This window comes from Treponema sp. HNW, assembly GCF_050320395.1.
Classification (GTDB): domain Bacteria; phylum Spirochaetota; class Spirochaetia; order Treponematales; family Treponemataceae; genus Treponema_C.
In genome coordinates this window covers 1,499,469-1,516,482 of sequence record NZ_CP144459.1, presented here as the reverse complement: position 1 = coordinate 1,516,482, position 17,014 = coordinate 1,499,469, and the positions used below count along the sequence as shown (strand labels likewise).

12 protein-coding genes and 2 tRNA genes are annotated in these 17,014 nt (G+C 45.7%); 5 read left to right on the top strand and 9 right to left on the bottom strand.

Features of this window, described 5'->3' with window-relative positions; genetic code table 11:
* Positions 1–23: 23 nt before the first annotated feature.
* Positions 24–1,769 carry a potassium transporter TrkG gene (locus V1L52_RS06945; protein WP_428768220.1) on the bottom strand — a complete coding sequence of 582 codons (1,746 nt, stop codon included), beginning with the start codon at positions 1,767–1,769 and terminating at the stop codon, positions 24–26.
* The gene (gene thiI / locus V1L52_RS06940; RefSeq protein WP_428768218.1) at positions 1,766–2,944 is read right to left on the bottom strand and encodes a tRNA uracil 4-sulfurtransferase ThiI; all 1,179 of its coding nucleotides are present in this window, start codon (positions 2,942–2,944) and stop codon (positions 1,766–1,768) included. Before thiI ends, V1L52_RS06945 begins: the two co-directional genes overlap by 4 nt.
* A 76-nt stretch (positions 2,945–3,020) precedes the next feature.
* On the opposite strand from thiI, the gene V1L52_RS06935 reads away from it, so the two are divergent.
* Positions 3,021–4,958: an AMP-dependent synthetase/ligase gene (locus V1L52_RS06935; RefSeq protein ID WP_428768216.1), complete on the top strand. Its 1,938-nt coding sequence runs from the start codon at positions 3,021–3,023 to the stop codon at positions 4,956–4,958.
* A 1-nt stretch (position 4,959) separates the two neighbouring features.
* On the top strand, positions 4,960–5,880 hold the full coding sequence (locus V1L52_RS06930; protein WP_428768214.1) for a hypothetical protein: 921 nt from the start codon (positions 4,960–4,962) through the stop codon (positions 5,878–5,880).
* Positions 5,881–5,895: 15 nt separating this feature from the next.
* On the opposite strand, the gene V1L52_RS06925 is transcribed toward V1L52_RS06930, so the two are convergent.
* The 3 genes from V1L52_RS06925 to V1L52_RS06915 all read right to left on the bottom strand — a co-directional run bounded on the left by V1L52_RS06925 (position 5,896) and on the right by V1L52_RS06915 (position 8,569).
* Positions 5,896–5,967: transfer RNA gene (locus tag V1L52_RS06925), tRNA-Gly, on the bottom strand.
* An 81-nt stretch (positions 5,968–6,048) separates the two neighbouring features.
* Positions 6,049–7,470 (bottom strand): threonine synthase, encoded by a 1,422-nt coding sequence (gene thrC / locus V1L52_RS06920; protein WP_428768212.1) that lies wholly within the window; start codon positions 7,468–7,470, stop codon positions 6,049–6,051.
* A gap of 19 nt (positions 7,471–7,489) precedes the next feature.
* Entirely contained in the window at positions 7,490–8,569 is a 1,080-nt protein-coding gene (locus V1L52_RS06915; RefSeq protein WP_428768210.1) for a hypothetical protein, read from the bottom strand.
* Between the two features lie 197 nt (positions 8,570–8,766).
* Here V1L52_RS06915 and alr point away from each other — a divergent pair, with 197 nt between their 5' ends.
* The gene (gene alr / locus V1L52_RS06910; RefSeq protein ID WP_428768208.1) at positions 8,767–9,921 is read left to right on the top strand and encodes an alanine racemase; all 1,155 of its coding nucleotides are present in this window, start codon (positions 8,767–8,769) and stop codon (positions 9,919–9,921) included.
* A gap of 7 nt (positions 9,922–9,928) precedes the next feature.
* Here alr and V1L52_RS06905 read toward each other — a convergent pair whose 3' ends face one another.
* The 4 genes from V1L52_RS06905 to V1L52_RS06890 form a co-directional block, all read right to left on the bottom strand.
* Positions 9,929–10,252: a double zinc ribbon domain-containing protein gene (locus tag V1L52_RS06905; RefSeq protein ID WP_428768206.1), complete on the bottom strand. Its 324-nt coding sequence runs from the start codon at positions 10,250–10,252 to the stop codon at positions 9,929–9,931.
* Positions 10,253–10,324: 72 nt separating this feature from the next.
* Positions 10,325–10,408, bottom strand: a tRNA-Leu gene (locus tag V1L52_RS06900).
* A gap of 123 nt (positions 10,409–10,531) precedes the next feature.
* Positions 10,532–11,581 (bottom strand): hypothetical protein, encoded by a 1,050-nt coding sequence (locus V1L52_RS06895; RefSeq protein ID WP_428768204.1) that lies wholly within the window; start codon positions 11,579–11,581, stop codon positions 10,532–10,534.
* The gene (locus tag V1L52_RS06890; protein ID WP_428768202.1) at positions 11,578–12,570 is read right to left on the bottom strand and encodes a hypothetical protein; all 993 of its coding nucleotides are present in this window, start codon (positions 12,568–12,570) and stop codon (positions 11,578–11,580) included. Before V1L52_RS06890 ends, V1L52_RS06895 begins: the two co-directional genes overlap by 4 nt.
* A gap of 51 nt (positions 12,571–12,621) precedes the next feature.
* Between V1L52_RS06890 and mfd the strand changes: the two genes are divergently transcribed.
* Both mfd and V1L52_RS06880 read left to right on the top strand, forming a co-directional pair.
* On the top strand, positions 12,622–16,131 hold the full coding sequence (gene mfd / locus V1L52_RS06885; RefSeq protein WP_428768200.1) for a transcription-repair coupling factor: 3,510 nt from the start codon (positions 12,622–12,624) through the stop codon (positions 16,129–16,131).
* Between the two features lie 150 nt (positions 16,132–16,281).
* A complete protein-coding gene (locus V1L52_RS06880) occupies positions 16,282–16,905 on the top strand; it encodes an HAD family hydrolase (RefSeq protein ID WP_428768199.1) in 624 nt (207 codons plus the stop codon).
* The last annotated feature ends 109 nt before the right edge of the window (positions 16,906–17,014 follow it).

Sequence of the window (17,014 nt, the reverse complement as noted above, 5' to 3'; positions counted from 1 at the left end):
CTCCATTGTGCAAGTGTTTTACATTATCCTATTGCAATATCGGCTTGGGGCAAATTGATATTTACCCTGTCCGATTTAAAAACCGCCGCCGCCATTATCGTCAGAGCGCCCAAGCGGCCGAAAAACATTAATAAAATAACAACCGCTTTTCCTGCAAGCGACAAAAGAGGCGTAATACCCGCCGTAAGGCCTGCCGCGGTAATTGCCGAAAATACTTCAAACACAATATGTACCAAATTATGTTTTTCGGTTATCGACAGTATAAAAATTGCGCTTAACACGGTAATAATGCCTGCAAAAAAAATAAGGACGGCGCTTTTAACTTTATGTTCCGGCACTTGAAAACGGCCGATAACCGGTTTATCGCCGCCTGTAAAAAAAGCTTTTCCCGCCGCAAACAGTACGCTCAGCGTTCCCGTCTTCATACCGCCTGCCGTTCCGCCGGAGCCGCCGCCTATAAACATAAAGGCGCACATAAATAAATAGGTGGGCGTTAAAAAATGCGAAAAGGGAACGGAGTTAAAACCCGCCGTCCGTAAGGTTGCCGATTGGAAAAATGCCGAAAGGTATTGTTCTGCAAGACCGTAGTCGGCCATGGAATTTCCGTGCTCAAAGCCGTAAAAAAGCAGGGTTCCGGTAAGCAGCAATCCGGCCGTTAAGCTTAATGCGATACGCGAGTTTAAACCGATATGATGTTTATAGGCGGTTTTTTCTTTAAAGACGCAATGCGCAATGCGTTCTTTAAAAAACAGCCTAAGCTCTTTTAATACGGAAAATCCTATACCGCCGAAAATAATTAAAAAGGCTATCGTAAGCAAAATAAGCGGGTTCAGTCTAAACGTTTCCAGACCGGTGTCGTAAAGGGAAAAGCCCGCATTGCAAAAAGCCGAAACGGAATGAAAAATCGAATAATAGAGATTCTTTACGCTCAAACCCAGCGTCGGCACAAAACCGATAAAAAGCAATACGGCTCCGGCGGCTTCAAGAACAAGGGTTACGGCGACGATTTCCAAAACGGTTGAACGAAGGCTTGACGAATCGTCTTCGCTGAGCATATAGCTTAAAAGCATTTTATCCTGCAGCGATATTTTTTTCCCCAGTAAAAATACCGTAAAAAACGACAAAAGCATAATGCCCAAGCCGCCTATCTGCATCAAAACGAGAAGGACTATTTGCCCTGCAAGGGTAAAGTCCGATACGGTCGATTTTACGATTAAGCCGTTTACGCAGGCCGCCGATGTCGCCGTAAACAGGGCATCCATAAAAGAAATGCCTTTTTCATCGACGGTGCTGAAGCTCATCATTAAAAGCAGGGTGCCTGCTAAAATTAAAAATACAAAACTGAGTAAAATATTTTGGGCAGGGTTTGCCGTAAAACGCTCGAAATAGGATGACAGTTTTTTTATACGCGTATAGATTTTAAAGCCTGCTGCGAGGTTGCGGAAAAATAAAACCGAAACGGCTACATTACCGGTAATCATGCGCGGCTGAAACAGTTTTGCGTATGCAAATATCAATAGGGAAACAACGGTAAAAATCAGGGTAAGCCAATTGGAACGTATGTATAGCCCCTTGTATTTTGTTTGAATAATCGGTACTGCCGTTTCGACAAGCAAAATGATGATAAGCAAAGCGTCTACGACGTTTGTAAAAATCCGCAAGGCAGCCCCCTTATCGGGAATTTGCTCCAAAAAAAGGGCGGCAATACTCAGGATAACGAGGGTAAAAATAAAGCGTTTATAGAGCCTGAATCTTGTCTCGTCGTTCAATTTTTATCCCTTTGTACCGAAAAAGTTTTTACTTCCCGTTCGCTGACGGCTTTTTCTATAAGGGAGGCGCAGTCGAGTTTTTCATAGAGCAGGCGCGCTTCTTCAAGGGTTCCGCGCAGTACCGGATGTTTGGGGGCAAATAAAACGCAGCAGTCTTCGTAGGGCAAAATCGAAGTTTCGTAGGTACCGATTGCAACTGCGGTTTCCGTTATCTCTTCTTTATCCATGCCGATAAGCGGCCGTAAAAGAGGAATATCCCCTGCGCTTTCGGTAACGCTTAAGTTTTCGATTGTTTGGCTTGCAACCTGACCCAAGCTTTCTCCGCTTATAAGGCATGAGGCGCGGACTTTACGGGCAATTGCGCTTGCAGCTTTCATCATGCACATACGAAGCAGCATTGTAGACCAGTTTTCCGGTCCCGCCTGTTTTATGCGCATTTGCACTTCGGTAAAAGACACGATATGCATACGCATAAAGAGGGCATAGCGCGCCAATACGGCTGCCAAATCTTCGGTTTTCTTTTTTGCTTCGTCCGAAGTATAAGGATAAGCGTGAAAATATACGGCCTCCATGCTCATGCCGCGCCTGAGCATACGGTAACCGGCAACCGGCGAATCGATACCGCCTGAAAGCAAAAGAAGCCCTTTACCGCCCGTTCCGACCGGAAGACCGCGGTTTGCTTTGTGCGCATTTCCGTAGACAAAGCAGCGCTCTCGTACTTCCACGTGTACGGTCAAGTCGGGACGGTGAACGTCTACATCAAGCAATTGCGCATCGCAAACCGGCGAAGCGGCTTCGCGGCAAATCTCATAGGAGGTAAGCGGAAAATTTTTATCGCTTCTTCGCGCTTCTATTTTAAAAGTTTTTACTCCCGCTTCTTTTGCCGCCCGCGCTTCTTCAAAGACGGCTTTTTTAACGGCATCGATATTTTTTTCGCATATACGTGCACGCGCCCAGCCGCTTATACCGATAAGATGCTTGAGCGCATATTCGATGTCTTCGGCATAAGTTTCATCGCCTTCTATATACATTCTGCCGGCGCGCAAAGCTATGCGTACCTTTGTGTGTTTAAGATAAGTCTTTGTATTATCAATCAGTTTTTTTTCAAAAAGGCGGATATTCGTCCCTTTTAAAGTCAATTCGCCCAATTTAACAAGATAGATGCAGTCAGCCATATATATTGCATTTTAACATTTTTTTTTTGTCAAGTCTATGAAATTTTTTATATTTTGATATATAATACAACTCAATATGGAAAGAGAGTTTATAGACACGACATTGCCGGTAAACCTGCCGCTTTTATTTAAGTCGCGTGCGGAAATCTGCCCCGATTTAACGGCCCAAGCTTCAAAAGATAAGCACGGAGTTTTTCGCTCATACAGCTTTAAAACGATTTATGAAGAAATCCTTTCTTTTGCCCTTGCATTAAAAAGTATCGGCATTACAAAGGGAACTCATACCGCTTTAATTTCCGACAACCGTAAAGAATGGCTTATTGCCGATTTTGCCCTCTTATCCTTGGGTGCGGTTGACGTTCCGCGCGGATGCGATTCCTCCGCCGCAGAGTTACAGTATATTATTTCTTTTGCCGATTGTTCTTACGGTATTTTCGAAAACATGGCTCAGCTCGATAAGGTGCTTCAGCAAAAGCCGCCGCTTTTAAAAACGGCCGTCGTATTTGAAGATTTGGCATACGATGAAATCGATAGGGGAGTTTGTGCGGGTCTTCATGTATACGATTACCGCAGCTTAATGTCTCGCGGTAAAAAAATGGGGCATGCACGCCGAGCGGAAATCGAAAAAAACATGAACGATATTCAAGGTTCCGATCTTGCAACGATTATTTTTACATCGGGGACTACAAATATCCCTAAGGGCGTTATGCTTACACACCGCAACTACATGGCACAATTGGAAGTTGTCGGCAGGGTTTTAACCGTAAAGCCCGGAGATATGTGGCTCAGCGTATTGCCCGTATGGCACAGCTTTGAGCGCGTCATTCAATATATTGCGATAACCCTCAAAAGCGGCATAGCCTATTCAAAACCCGCATCGGGCATTATGATGGCGGATTTGGAAGTTATAAAACCCCAGTGGATGTGCGGTGTGCCGCGCCTGTGGGAAGCCTTTGCGAACGGTGTATGGCGTGCCGTACGTAAAGAAGGCGGTTTAAGTTTGGCTCTGTTTACTTTTTTTATCGGAGTGGGAAAGCGCTTTGCATGGGCTAAAGAACATATTTCCGGGCGTGTGTGCAGCTATGTTCAAAAGTCACGGGCTCGGGATTTTTGCGTGGGAATCTTCCCCTATATGGCCTTATTGCCCCTCTATGCCCTCGGCGACATATTCGTATACCGAAAAATCAAAAAAAAGCTGGGAGGCCGTCTTACCGCAGCCATATCCGGCGGAGGAGCTTTACCGCCGGACATAGACGATTTTTATCGTGCAATCAATCTTACCTTACTTGAAGGCTACGGTATCACCGAAGCCGCCCCCGTTCTTTCCGTCCGTGACTGTGTAAAACCCCGCCCCGGCTGCGTCGGAATAGTATATCCTTCCGCTTCCATAAGCATTCGTGATGAAACCGACACAAGTATTGAGCTTCCTCCCGGCCATCGGGGCTTGATTTTTGCCCGCGGCGAGCAGATTATGAAGGGATATTATAAGAGACCCGATTTAACCGCTGAAATTATCGATAAGGACGGATGGCTCAATACCGGCGATTTGGGAATGCTCAGCTTGGATAATGAAATTAAAATCACCGGACGGGCAAAGGATACGATTGTACTTTCCGGCGGAGAAAATATCGAGCCCATGGGCTTGGAAAAAGCTCTTATTGCAAGTGCCTATATAGAAAGCGCCTTTGTAACCGGTCATGATCGGCGGTATTTGGGAGCCCTCATTGTTCCCAATAAAGATGCCCTCTGCGCTTTTGCCTCGGAACACATGCTTTTTTATCTTGATTATAACGATTTACTTCAAAACCCTCTGGTGCATAAATTGATTCAAAGAGAAATCAAACACCGCATTCATATATCAACCGGTTTTCGCCCCTGCGAATACATTTACAGCTTTGAACTTTTGCCCGACAGTTTTGAAATCGGCCGGGAACTCTCGATAAAACAGGAAATTATGCGTCATAAAATAACCGAGCTGTATCAGGACCGTATCGATAAGCTCTTTACTAAATAGTTTGAAATGCGGCACGGTAAAACGGCTTTTGCGCCGTACTTATTGTGCCGATACTGTGGATATGGGTCTGTTTTTTTCGGCAAAAAAGCCAAGATGTATCGGTATTTTGTGCTCTCTCTTGCTTGTGTATGCGCTGTGTGCGCAGGATGCCGATATACTAAACGATTCCGTTTCAAGTACGGACGGTTCCCGGGAAAAATCGGAATTTGCAGGTATTTGGGAAAACAGCGAGCGTTTTGTATACTTTGACGGTTTCGATTCGGCACAAACAAAAATCGTTTTAAAGCCCTTTTACCGCTACTATTACGACGGACCCTATCCGCCGGGGAAAGAAGCGGCAAGTATGCCTCTTGCTCTTGTTAACGGCGGTATCTATGCCGAATTTTGGACTTCTCACCGGGTTCCGGGCGGAACCTTTTGGCGGCCCGAAAACAACCGAAACGATTTTACAACGGAAAACGTACCCGCTGCGCGCGAAATTGCAGGCTTTTATACTTCCGATGATTTTAAAACGGTATATAAAATCCGCTATTGGATAACAAAGGCCGATTTTACCGAAGAAAGGGCGGAACTGCGTATCGGCGCCGCAGCGGTTTCGGATGAACCCGTACTCATAGATAAATATATAAAAATAGGAGACAGTGTTTATACCTGTGCGACAGGAAGGCGTACCTATGTGCGTAATCCGGAAAAACTCGTTTCCCTGCCTGAAGGAGCGCGCGCAGCCGATATACTGGTATTCGGAGAGCCGCTTTTAAAGCCTTCGGCCGTTGCCGACTTGGAAGCCGAAATACGGGCGCACAACTCGATTGTATATCCCCCGCGGAACGGACGCGCACGCTTTAGGGAACCTTCAATTTATAAAAAGCTCGAAACCATGGATATTGACGATTTTGACAATATCGGAACCCGCGTAAAATAAGACTGTAAAGGATAGAGCGGATGATGGGAGTCGAACCCACGTCATCAGCTTGGAAGGCTGAGATAATAGCCGTTATATGACATCCGCAAAGCACCGTTCGGTAAAACGGCTGAAAATTATATTAGCAAAAAGCGTTAAAAGTGTCAAGTACTTTATGTGCGCTGTATATCAATAACCCGATAAATTTTTTTGCAGCCATTTTGAAAATTCCGCGTAATCGTTTTTTATCGAAACGGATCTGTCGGGTAAATTGAGTATTTTTTCCAAACGGTCGGGGATAGCCGGTTCGCGTCCCGTCGCCCGTTTGACCGTTTCTCCGAATTTTGCAGGATGTGCGGTTTCAAGTACAATACCGACCGCCTTGTTATCCAAGATGCTTTGGGCCCAAAACGGAATATTCGCCGTCAAGCCGGGATTTTCACTGCTGTTGGGAAAACCCGACATAAGCTTGAGCATGGCGCCCTTTCGTATATTGTACCATGCCTGCCATCCTACCGCTCCGTGGGGGTCTATAATATAGCCGGTGCGTTCATGGCATGATGCAATACCTTCGAGGGTTCCTTCATCATCGGTCCAATAAGAAGCGACAAATTGTTTTAATTCATCGCGAGTATACATAGCCGTTATACGCTCGTGATTGCTCGGAGCCCCTACATCCATAGCGTTTGAAAGGGTAGACTTCGATTCGCGCGGTTCGTACCGTCCGCTCGCAAGCCAGTCCGGAACGGTTTTATTGACATTTGTTGCCGCAACAAATCCCGTAATGGGAGCACCCATTTTTTGAGCGATTAAGCCTGAAGTCAGATTTCCGAAGTTGCCGGAAGGAACAATGGCGATGATTGACGGATTTTCTATTTTATTGTCGTGCAAACTGCGGCATTTTACGGAAAGGGCGGCATATACGTAATAGAAGCTTTGGGGTAAAAGCCGTGCTATGTTGATTGAGTTTGCCGATGAAAGCCTGAATTTTTTTCTTAAAGCGGTGTCGGTGAAGGCCGTTTTTACCAGGCGTTGACAGTCGTCGAAGTTGCCTTCCACTGCCAGGGAACGGACATTGCCCGTAAAAGTTGAAAGCTGTTTTTCCTGTAAGTAGCTGATTTTTCCCTTCGGATATAAAATCGTTACGTTTATCCCCTCAACTCCCGAAAAGGCGCTTCCGACCGCGCTTCCCGTATCTCCTGAAGTTGCAACCAAAATATGCAAGGGCTTTTTTTCTTCACGGTTAAAATATGCCATGAGACGGGCCATAAAACGCGCCCCGAAATCTTTAAAGGCACAGGTGGGACCGTGAAACAATTCCAGAATATAGGTTACCGGATCTACGGGAACGACGGGGGCATTAAAGGGGTAGCAGTCCGCAATGATTTCCTGCAAATCCGAATCGGGAATTTCATCTGCGCAGTATAACTTTGCCGTTTCAAAGGCAACGTCCCTGAACGAGGGACCGTAGCATTTATTTAAAAGAGCATCGTCAAGACGCGGTATACGTACGGGAATATAGAGGCCCCCCGTTGCCGGATTCATTCCGCTTAATACGGCCGTTTTTAAATCGGTTCTGACGGAACCGTCTCTTGTATCCGTGTATTCCATAAGGCAATTCCTGTCGATTTTAAAAGTTATAATATAAAAAGTCGGCTAAAGCCGGTCCGATCATATTGTTGCGTATACCGTCCAAAAGCTGCCATTCTCCCTTATCCTGTGCAAAAAAATCCTGCGAAGTATTTAAAATAAGGGCGCCGCTTTTCATGTCCATAACGGAAAGTTCGGCCGTCAGCGTAACGCCGTATAAGCCGTCGGCAGTTTGTTCAACAGGATTTTTATATTTTACCGTACCGAAAATTAAATAATCGACCGTCCCTCTGAATAAGGCCGCGGCGTTTTTATATAAAAGGTCGGTTTTGCCGCCGTTTATTTCATCTATAAAATCCGCATTGCCGGCCCTGCGGAATCCCTTTTTGTACAAAGCTTTTAAAAAAGCCGAGGATGAAAAGCTGTTGGAGCGTACGGGTTTTCCGGATTGATTATAGTCCAAAACGGACACCGAAATCGTTTTATGCGTTTTATCCGTGTATACGCGGTAGGGCATACGTAAAGCAATTTCTTCCGCATAGGAAAGAACGGCTTCATCGGTTTTTTCCGGACTGATGTAAAACAGAATTTCGGATAAACAGGAAAACTCGGGAAGGGGACTGGTAAAAAAAGCCCTGCCTTCTTCATCGCTGATTATATCTTCCGAGGCGAATACAATGGTGCCGTTTAAATTATCCGAAGGATATTTTACGGTAATGCTTACCCCTTGGACGGGCATGTCCCGAGCATCCGTTACTAAAACCGAAAAGTCCGAAGCAAAGGTATTGCCGTTTTTTACGGGGGGCGGCGCCTTATCCGATCGGAGATTCAAGCCTTCAAGCAGGGTTTTATACTCGCCGAGCAGGTCGGGAGCTTCGGTTTTTTCTTCCTCATATATGACGGTAAGCTTTTTTGCTTCGGCTCCCGACGTTTTTTTACCCGAAGGTTTTTTTATTTCGCGGGTATCATCCGGCGATATAAGGCCCTCCGTTTCGCTTTCAGCGGTTTCTTCGGTAAGCGCACGTGCAGCTTCCTGCGCATAGGAATCGTCCTTTTTGTCAGGTACGGATACGCAGGATATAAAAAATAAAAGTATACCGCATACCGTAGCGGCGCTCATGCTTGTATAAAATTTTGTTTTGCAACGGAAATCAGGTATAGTCATATAAAACCCCGTATGTATTTTTCTTCATTGTACCCTTGAAGGCTATGAATTTCAATATCAAATTATTTATTTTTTTGCTTTTTTTACTTGCAATGAATGTCGGGTTTTATTATCATGTAGAGAATAATCTGTATAAAAGGATGCTGTTCTGCATGAAGGGAAATCAAGCTCGCATTTATCTTTCCAATTTGGAACATAATATACGGCAAATTAAAAAAAATATAGGAAAAGCAAAGCTGTGCGTGTCGGTTAAAGCGAATGCATACGGACACGGAGACATTATAGTTGCGCGTAAAGCGGTGGAATCGGGGGCGGACTGTCTTGCCGTTTCTTCGGTTGCCGAAGGCCGCCGCCTGCGCGACGCCGAAATAAAAGAACCCATTTTACTTTTCGGTTTAACCGTTCCCGAAGAAATTCCCGAAGCGGTGCGCGGAAATTTAACCCCCTTTGTATGCGATACGGAGTATATTGACGCGCTCAATAAAAGTGCCGCGTCCTACGTACAGGCAATGCGGGATACCGGTGCCGCGGTACATAAGTTTCCCGTTCACCTTAAAATAGATACGGGCATGGGGCGCATCGGCTGCAAAAGCGAAGATGCCGCTTTTTTAGCTTCATATATTAACCGCTGCGAAAATCTGTATTTGGCCGGCATGTGTACTCATCTTTGCGTCTCGGATTCCCTTGAGCCGGAAGATATTGAGTATACGCAAAGACAGATTCGCCTGTTCAGGGACAGTGTCGAAGCGGTAAAAAAAGCCGGTATTAATCCGGGCATACTGCACTGTTCGGCCTCGGGAGGGACCCTTATGTATCCGAATGCCGTCTTCGATATGGTGCGCACCGGCATTCTTGTATACGGGTATTTCCCGTCCGAGCAGGCCGCGGAATGCCGAACAAGCTTTAATTTAAAGCCGGTTATGGAATTGACGGCATCCGTAGTCGGTATAAAAACGGTTGAAAAGGGGGATTCCGTTTCATACGGAAGAACCTGGACCGCCGCGCAAAAAACACGTATTGCAACCCTAGGAATCGGTTACGGAGACGGTATTCCCCGCCGCCTTTGTCCGGGCTTACATGTAAACATCAGGGGTAAAAACTATCCGGTAGTCGGCCGTATTTGTATGGATCAGTGTATGGTCGATATAGGTCTTGAAGATGAAATTGAAAGATGGGATGATGCGTATATATTCGGCTGTCAAAAAAACTGCTGCGGAGCCGATGAAGTGGCAAAAATTGCCGATATGATAAGCTATGAAATATTAACCGGAATTTCGGCCCGTGTACCGCGTATTATCGTCCCGTAGTGATTGTTCAGCGCAAGAAGTCGTATAAAATCTTTAAAACAAGAGCAAGCAATACGAGTATTGCGGCATATATCCACGGCGGAAGCGGATCGTCGTTTTTTTTCCGCTTTTTCTCCGTCCGTTCCGATAAAGGCTCCTCATCGGCCGTTCTCATCGCATAACCGCATTTGGGACAGCCCTTTTTAAAAGCCGCATGTTCTCCCGTATGACCGCAATTGGGGCAGCGAACCGAGGCAAAAAATCGGCCGCATTTAGGACAAAGACGTGCATTCAGGGGGACTTCCGTATCACAAAATTCACAAAAAAACTTGGGACCGTGTTTGTGATTCATGATAACAGAATACCCTACTTATAAAAAAAAATCCAGAGTTACCGAATAAAAAACAGCAAAATAGATTAAAAATGCCCGGAACAAGACTTGAACTTGCACACCCGTGAAGGCTCTAGTACCTGAAACTAGCGTGTCTACCAATTCCACCATCCGGGCAGGAAAACGCGGCCGCTTATTAAATAAGCCGCAGTAATAACCTTTATTAACTGTAATTAATATAGTAAAAAAAAAGGCTTGTGTCAAGCGATTGGCGGCGATTGGCGGCGATTGAACGATTCCTTATTTTAAAATACATACTTCCGCAACGCCTTCGTCCAAGCCCTGAATTTGTACAAATACATGATCGCTTTTTTCCGTGCGTTTTATAATACCTTCGGATTTTTGCCCGAAGCGTAAACTGCGGAACAGATTTTCATCATCGGGACGGAAAAACAAGAGGGGAGGATTGTATTCAATCAAACTGCCGTAAATCGGTGTTTTGGTAGACGGATGTATAAACGTAAAACTTTCCGTTTCGGTACTTGGCGCCTGCGGTTCCGATTCATCGATAAAAATACTTTCCGGTTCGGCTGCCGGTACCGATTCGGTTAAACTTTGAAGCTCGTTTTGATTTAAGCTGACTTCAGCTTCTTCAACGGGAATATCTTCGCTTGCAATTTCGCTTACAGGCTTGCTTTCGATTTCGGCTTCTCTTACAGGTTCCGCAGCGGCTTCCGCTTCAGGCTCTGTTTCGGCTTTTTTCGTATTCATTGCTTCATCGGCTGCAGCCTCAGGTTCCGCCTCGACTTCTTCAATTTCTACCGAAATCGTTTCTTCCCCTAACACCGGCGTTTCTTCAGGGGGTTCTTCCCATTCTTCTATTTCAAGTTCCGCCTCGGATAACAATTCGCTTTCAGGTTCGGCTTCCGTCTCGGATTCCCGAAGCGATTCCGGTTTTTGTGCGGACTCAGGGGCGTTTTCAAGCGGGAAAGCTTGCGGATTCAGATATTCGCGCAGTTTTTTTCGCGTATCTTCTTCTTCGATAGAGGCTGTGATGCAGTATACGCCCAAAAATTGCGCTTTATTCCGGTCTTCTTCATTCAAATGTTCGGATGCAAGCAAAATAACGGGAGAGCTCGGTTGACAGGCCCGTATATGCTGAACGAGGGTTTTCCAATGCCTGGGATAATCGGATGCGTCTATAAATACCAAATCGGGTTTTATTTCTTCCAAGTTATCCATGGCCTTTAAAAGCCAACGGTAACACAGATTGTCATACCCTATGCCGTTAAAAAAAAGTGCATATGAATCAAGGATATCTTGAGACTCGGAAATTAATAAGGCTTTCATTCAGTCCCCAAATTATCTACGGTATAGTCGTATATTTGCCAAATGCCGTCTCTCAAGCGTACAAAATAAGTGTACCGTTTTTTTTCTTTAAAAGTAGGATATTTAAACCACTCCAAAACGATAACGGTTCCCTCATTTTTTGTGTATGCGGTTTTTTCAATACTGAAAAATTCCGGTATTGCCGCTATATCCGAATCGATGTGTGCGGCGGCCATATTTTTTTTGAAGCTCGAAAGCATTGTAATGCGTTCCTGCTCGGATGCGGCGGCATATTTGCGCTTATTGATTTCATTTTTAGTATAAATCGATTCGACATCCATGTATAAAAAAAACTGATCCCACAAGCTCTTTTGCCGGGCAATAATCGTTTGCTCAATAACCTTATCGGGGGCGATGGCTTCGGGTTTTAGAATAACGCCCGTATCGTAATTTACGGGTAAGAGGGTCGACGCTCCGATACCGGGATCCGGATTTACTTCCAAGCTCAAGCGGTTTGAAACAAGGGCATTGTATTTAGATTTATAGAGTTCCGGATAAAAAGTCAATTCAAAATAGTAAATCGCAGGCTGAACAATATCCAAATAATCTTTTAAATTCACGATAAAAGCGTATTCTTCTTCCGGATCAAGGGATAATTCCCTAAAATAAACGGTTTGACTGGTTGTGCGTTTACGCACAAGATTATCCGTTTGCGTAAGCTTGATATTACGCGCATTAAAGGCGGTAAAATCGAGGCTGAATGCGCGGTCGTCGGCTAATTTAAATCGGAATGTGTGCTGTCCCTTGTTTACGATACTTACGTGTACAAGTATCGGATTGTTTTGCGCATGAGCCGGATAATACATTGTTTTGTCGTAAAGCTTTATCGAAACCTGAGCCGCACTGTCCGCTTCAATTTTTTGCACCTTGTCCTGCACCTTTTGTTGAGCATGGAGGGACTGGGCAAACAATACAAAAACCGCTATACTGTATACAAGAATACGTTTCACAACCTGTTCTCCGTAAAAAGACTATCCATATAATATTATCGGGCAAAATCAATGAATTCGTTATATCATATCATACATTCTTCAAAAAATATACAGGAAATTATGCAAAATTTCCGAAAAGATGATGCATATCCGTGCGAAATTGAAGGTGCGCAAAAGGGTTTGTATGCCTTTTTTTTAACCGAGTTTTTGAATGCCGAGCGAATGCGGCTGCAAAGCGCATCGGGTTCTCCTTGCGGTGTGCAAAGTCTTTTTCTCGTTGTTCCCGAAGAAAAAGAAGCCAAGGATTTGGTAACCGACTTACAAAGCGTTTTTTCCGATAAAGACGGTAATGCCTTGGCCGACATCCATTCTCTTCCCTGGTGGGGTACCCTTCCGTACCGTCCGGCTCCAAAGGGTGCCCGCGTATTCGGCGAACGCTCTTGTGTCCTTGCAAAAATGCTTGACGCAAAACGGAAAAGCGGACAGTCATCCGTGCGTCCGGCAATCTTTGTAATGACCCGCCGCGCTTTTTTAACGCCGGTTCCTCCTGCCGCATATACCGAAAGTCTTATATTTTCGCTTTCAGCCGGTCAAAGTTTCGACCCCGCCGCATTGGCGGACCGTTTAAGCGCCCAAGGCTATATACGCGTTCCGCGCGTTACGGTCAGAGGCGAGTTTACGATGCGCGGCGAAGTGTTCGACATCTTTATGCCCGGAGAAGATTATCCTCACCGCATTGTGTTCGACTTTGACCGCATAGAAAGCATACGTTCCTTTGACCGCGAAACGCAAACTTCCATCGAAAAGCTTACAAGCCTTATTGTCTATCCGATGAAAGAAACCGTTTGGACGGACAATCTTATTCAAAGGCTCGATACAAAGCTTTCCCGTCTTACGGATAAAACCGCTTGCAGCCGGGATGCCTTGCTTGAAAGCTTAATCAATACGAAAGAAGCCGAGGGTGAAGAGTTTTTTTATCCGATTGTACACGGCAGCGATGACGGAAAAAGTTCATCGGTTCTCGATTACGCGTCGGAAAATACGGCGGTTTTCTTCTTCGATTACGACCGGCAGGTAAACTCGGTTGAAAATCTGGATAAAGAATACTCAAGCTTGTATAAAAAGGCCCGCTCTTTGTATCCCGATCGTTTTATTCCGCCGCCCGAAACACAGCTTTTACGCTTTGAAAAAACCGTACAGGCTCACAAAAAACGCCTTTTATTCCGCACCATTCATACGGGCGAAAAAGCTCCCCTCAAAATCGAATGCGATCCGCCGCGGAGCTTTTTCGGCAATATCAATTATTTAAAAGAAAGCTTGGAAGCCCTGCAAAAAGACGGCTGGCGCATTTTTATCTATGCCGACAGCTCCCCCCAGGCAATGCGCATAGGCGAGCTTTTAAAAGATTTTCCCGGCGTGATTATCGTTCCGCTTCAAATATCGTCGGGTTTTGCCCTTGCCGACGTAAAAACCGCGGTTATTCAGGAAAACGAAATATTCGGCCGGCGCAAACACACGCCCAAGTCGATAAAACAGGCAAAAAGCGCGGTTTTGGATACCTTTGTCGAGCTTAATCCGGGCGATTTTGTCGTACACGTCAATTACGGTATCGGGCTTTTTAAAGGCATAGAGCGCGTAAAAGCCCTCGGCCACGAGCGCGATTACGTTAAACTCGAATACGCCGACGAAGAAACCGTTTTTATTCCGATTGAACAGGTAAACCTTGTGCAGCGCTATATCGGAAACGAAGGAGATGCGCCGCGCCTTGACCGCCTGGGCTCCAAAAACTGGGAAAACCGCAAAAACCGCGTTAAACAGTCTGTTGAAGATATTGCCGAAAAACTGATTGACCTGTACTCGCGAAGAAAGGCCGCCCGCGGTTTTGCCTTTCCCAAAGACGGCGAATTTATGACCGCCTTTGAAGCCGCCTTTCCCTATGTGGAAACCGAAGATCAGCTTACCGTTGCCGAAGAAATCAAAGCGGATATGGAAAAGCCCGTTCCCATGGACCGCCTCATCTGCGGCGATGTCGGTTACGGAAAAACCGAACTTGCGATGCGGGCGGCCTTTAAAGCCGTTATGGGCGGAAAACAGGTTGCCTTTTTGGCGCCGACAACCATCCTTGCAGAGCAGCACTACGAAACCTGTGCCGAACGCTTTGAAAACTTTCCCGTGCGTATCGCCCACATGTCGCGCTTTGTTTCAAAGGCCGAACAGACAAAGATTTTAAAGTCCCTTGCCGCAGGCGAAATCGATATTTTAATCGGCACCCACCGCATTATTCAAAAAGACGTGCGTTTTAAAGATTTGGGGCTTATGATTATCGACGAAGAACAGCGCTTCGGCGTTAAAGATAAAGAACGCTTAAAACAGCTTAAAACGAATATCGACGCCCTTGCAATGAGCGCGACTCCTATTCCGCGCACCCTGCACATGAGCCTTTTAAAAATCCGCGATATGAGCCTTTTAAAAACGCCGCCTCAAAACCGCCAAGCGATTGAAACCGTTATCGACGCATACAATGAAGAGCGCGTTGCCGAAGCCATCAGGCGCGAAGCCGAGCGGGGAGGGCAGGTGTTTTATCTTCACAACCGCGTCGAAAGCCTCGAAGAAGTACGCATAAAATTACAGCAGGCAGTTCCCGAAATGCTTATCGATACCGCCCACGGAAGAATGAGCGCCGGAGAACTTGACGATATTTTCCGCCGTTTTAAAGCGGGCGGCTTTCACGTATTGATTGCAACCACCATTATCGAAAACGGCATCGATATTCCCAACGTCAATACGATTATCATAGACCGCGCCGATATGTACGGCGTGTCCCAGCTTTATCAGCTGCGCGGGCGGGTAGGGCGCAGCGACCGAAAAGCCTACGCCTATCTTTTGTACCCCGAAAACCGCGCCCTAAGCGAAGTGGCCATGAAGCGTTTGCAGGTAATAAGCGACTTTACCGAATTGGGAAGCGGCTTTAAAATCGCAATGAAGGATATGGAAATCCGCGGCGCGGGAAACCTTTTGGGGCGCGACCAATCCGGCGACGTATATTCTGTCGGCTTCGACTTATACCTCCGCCTTTTGGAAGAAGCGGTACGCCGCCTCAGCGACGAAAATTACACCGAAGAAGAAGACGTTTTACTCGAACTCGAATACACGGGCTTTATCCCGGACAGCTATATTTCAAATGCACAAATTAAAATGGAAGTCTATAAAAAAATTGCCGCAGCTTCGAGTTCGGCAACAAGCGAAGACGAGGCGGCCCTTATTTATGCCGAATTGGAAGACCGCTTCGGTCCGGTTCCTCCTGAAGTATCGAGCTTGCTTGCTTTGGCGGAGATAAAAATCATGTGCCGCAAATTGTCGATTTCGTCGCTCAAAGAGAGAAACGGAAGCGCAGCAATCGAATTTTCGCGCGTATCCGATATTTCCGTCGAAAAGGTTTTGCGCCTCATAAAAGAAAGCGCCGGCCGCGTCAAGCTCGATGCCCGCAAACCCAACGTATTGATTTTACAAACCGGAAAAATCGGCCTTCAGGAAAAAAGCGAATTTATAAAAGAAAAGCTTGAAGCTTTAATGGCTTAAACTCGGCAGTTTTTTTCTCCTTGTGTGGAACACCGCCTGAGCGTGTATTATCTATAAATCTTATCAGTATGTATACAAAAGTACACGGTTGAGGTTTGATATTTTATTTTCTCTGTACTTTTATGCCGATATGCGGTAGAATAAAGCATTATGATTAAAGCTTTAATTTTAGACTACGGAAACGTTATTTCAAAAACAAATACGGGCGACTGTGCCGATGAAATGGAAATATTAAGCGGCGTGCCGGCCGATGTATTTCGCGGTGTGTATGAAAAATACCGCTTTGATTTTGACCGCGGTGTAATAAACGGGGCGGAAATGTACCGCCGCTTATTGGAAGAGGCGGGGTATACGAAAGAGGCTGCAAACCGCCCCTTGCTCGATAAAATTGCCCGGCTGGATTTGGAAAGCTGGAAAGATATTCACGATGATGTAAGCGATTGGGCGCTCGGTGTGCAAAAAGCAGGGTATAAGCTCGGTATTTTATCGAATATGCCGTATGAGTTTTTGGACTTTTACGAAACAAGCATTCCGCCTTTTGTGCATGCCGATTATGCCTGTTTTTCATGCCGCGTTAAGCTTATAAAACCGGAGCCTGCAATTTACGAAAACTGCCTTGCGGGTTTGGGGATAAAACCTCAAGAAGCCGTATTTTTCGATGATATACAACTCAATATCGATGCCGCTCTAAAACTCGGAATGAACGCCTTTGTGTGGACGGGGTTGGAACAGGGGCAAAAAGACTGGGAACGCTGTGTAAAGGAAAATGCATAACGTTATGTAACGTGAATTTGCAAAGTTGTTTTTTAGATTTTTCGTTATTTGTATGTGTGTGTGTCGGTTTTTATCCTTTGGTAGACAGAATATACATTATGGGAAGCGG

Excerpts from the sequence above, each read along its gene's own strand:
- V1L52_RS06915 (WP_428768210.1), bottom strand. The coding sequence starts at position 8,569 with ATGAGCGCCGCTACGGTATGCGGTATACTTTTATTTTTTATATCCTGC.
- V1L52_RS06895 (WP_428768204.1), bottom strand. The coding sequence starts at position 11,581 with ATGAAAGCCTTATTAATTTCCGAGTCTCAAGATATCCTTGATTCATAT.
- V1L52_RS06905 (WP_428768206.1), bottom strand. The coding sequence starts at position 10,252 with ATGAATCACAAACACGGTCCCAAGTTTTTTTGTGAATTTTGTGATACG.
- mfd (WP_428768200.1), top strand. The coding sequence starts at position 12,622 with ATGAATTCGTTATATCATATCATACATTCTTCAAAAAATATACAGGAA.
- thrC (WP_428768212.1), bottom strand. The coding sequence starts at position 7,470 with ATGGAATACACGGATACAAGAGACGGTTCCGTCAGAACCGATTTAAAA.
- alr (WP_428768208.1), top strand. The coding sequence starts at position 8,767 with ATGAAGGGAAATCAAGCTCGCATTTATCTTTCCAATTTGGAACATAAT.
- V1L52_RS06935 (WP_428768216.1), top strand. The coding sequence starts at position 3,021 with ATGGAAAGAGAGTTTATAGACACGACATTGCCGGTAAACCTGCCGCTT.
- thiI (WP_428768218.1), bottom strand. The coding sequence starts at position 2,944 with ATGGCTGACTGCATCTATCTTGTTAAATTGGGCGAATTGACTTTAAAA.
- V1L52_RS06880 (WP_428768199.1), top strand. The coding sequence starts at position 16,282 with ATGATTAAAGCTTTAATTTTAGACTACGGAAACGTTATTTCAAAAACA.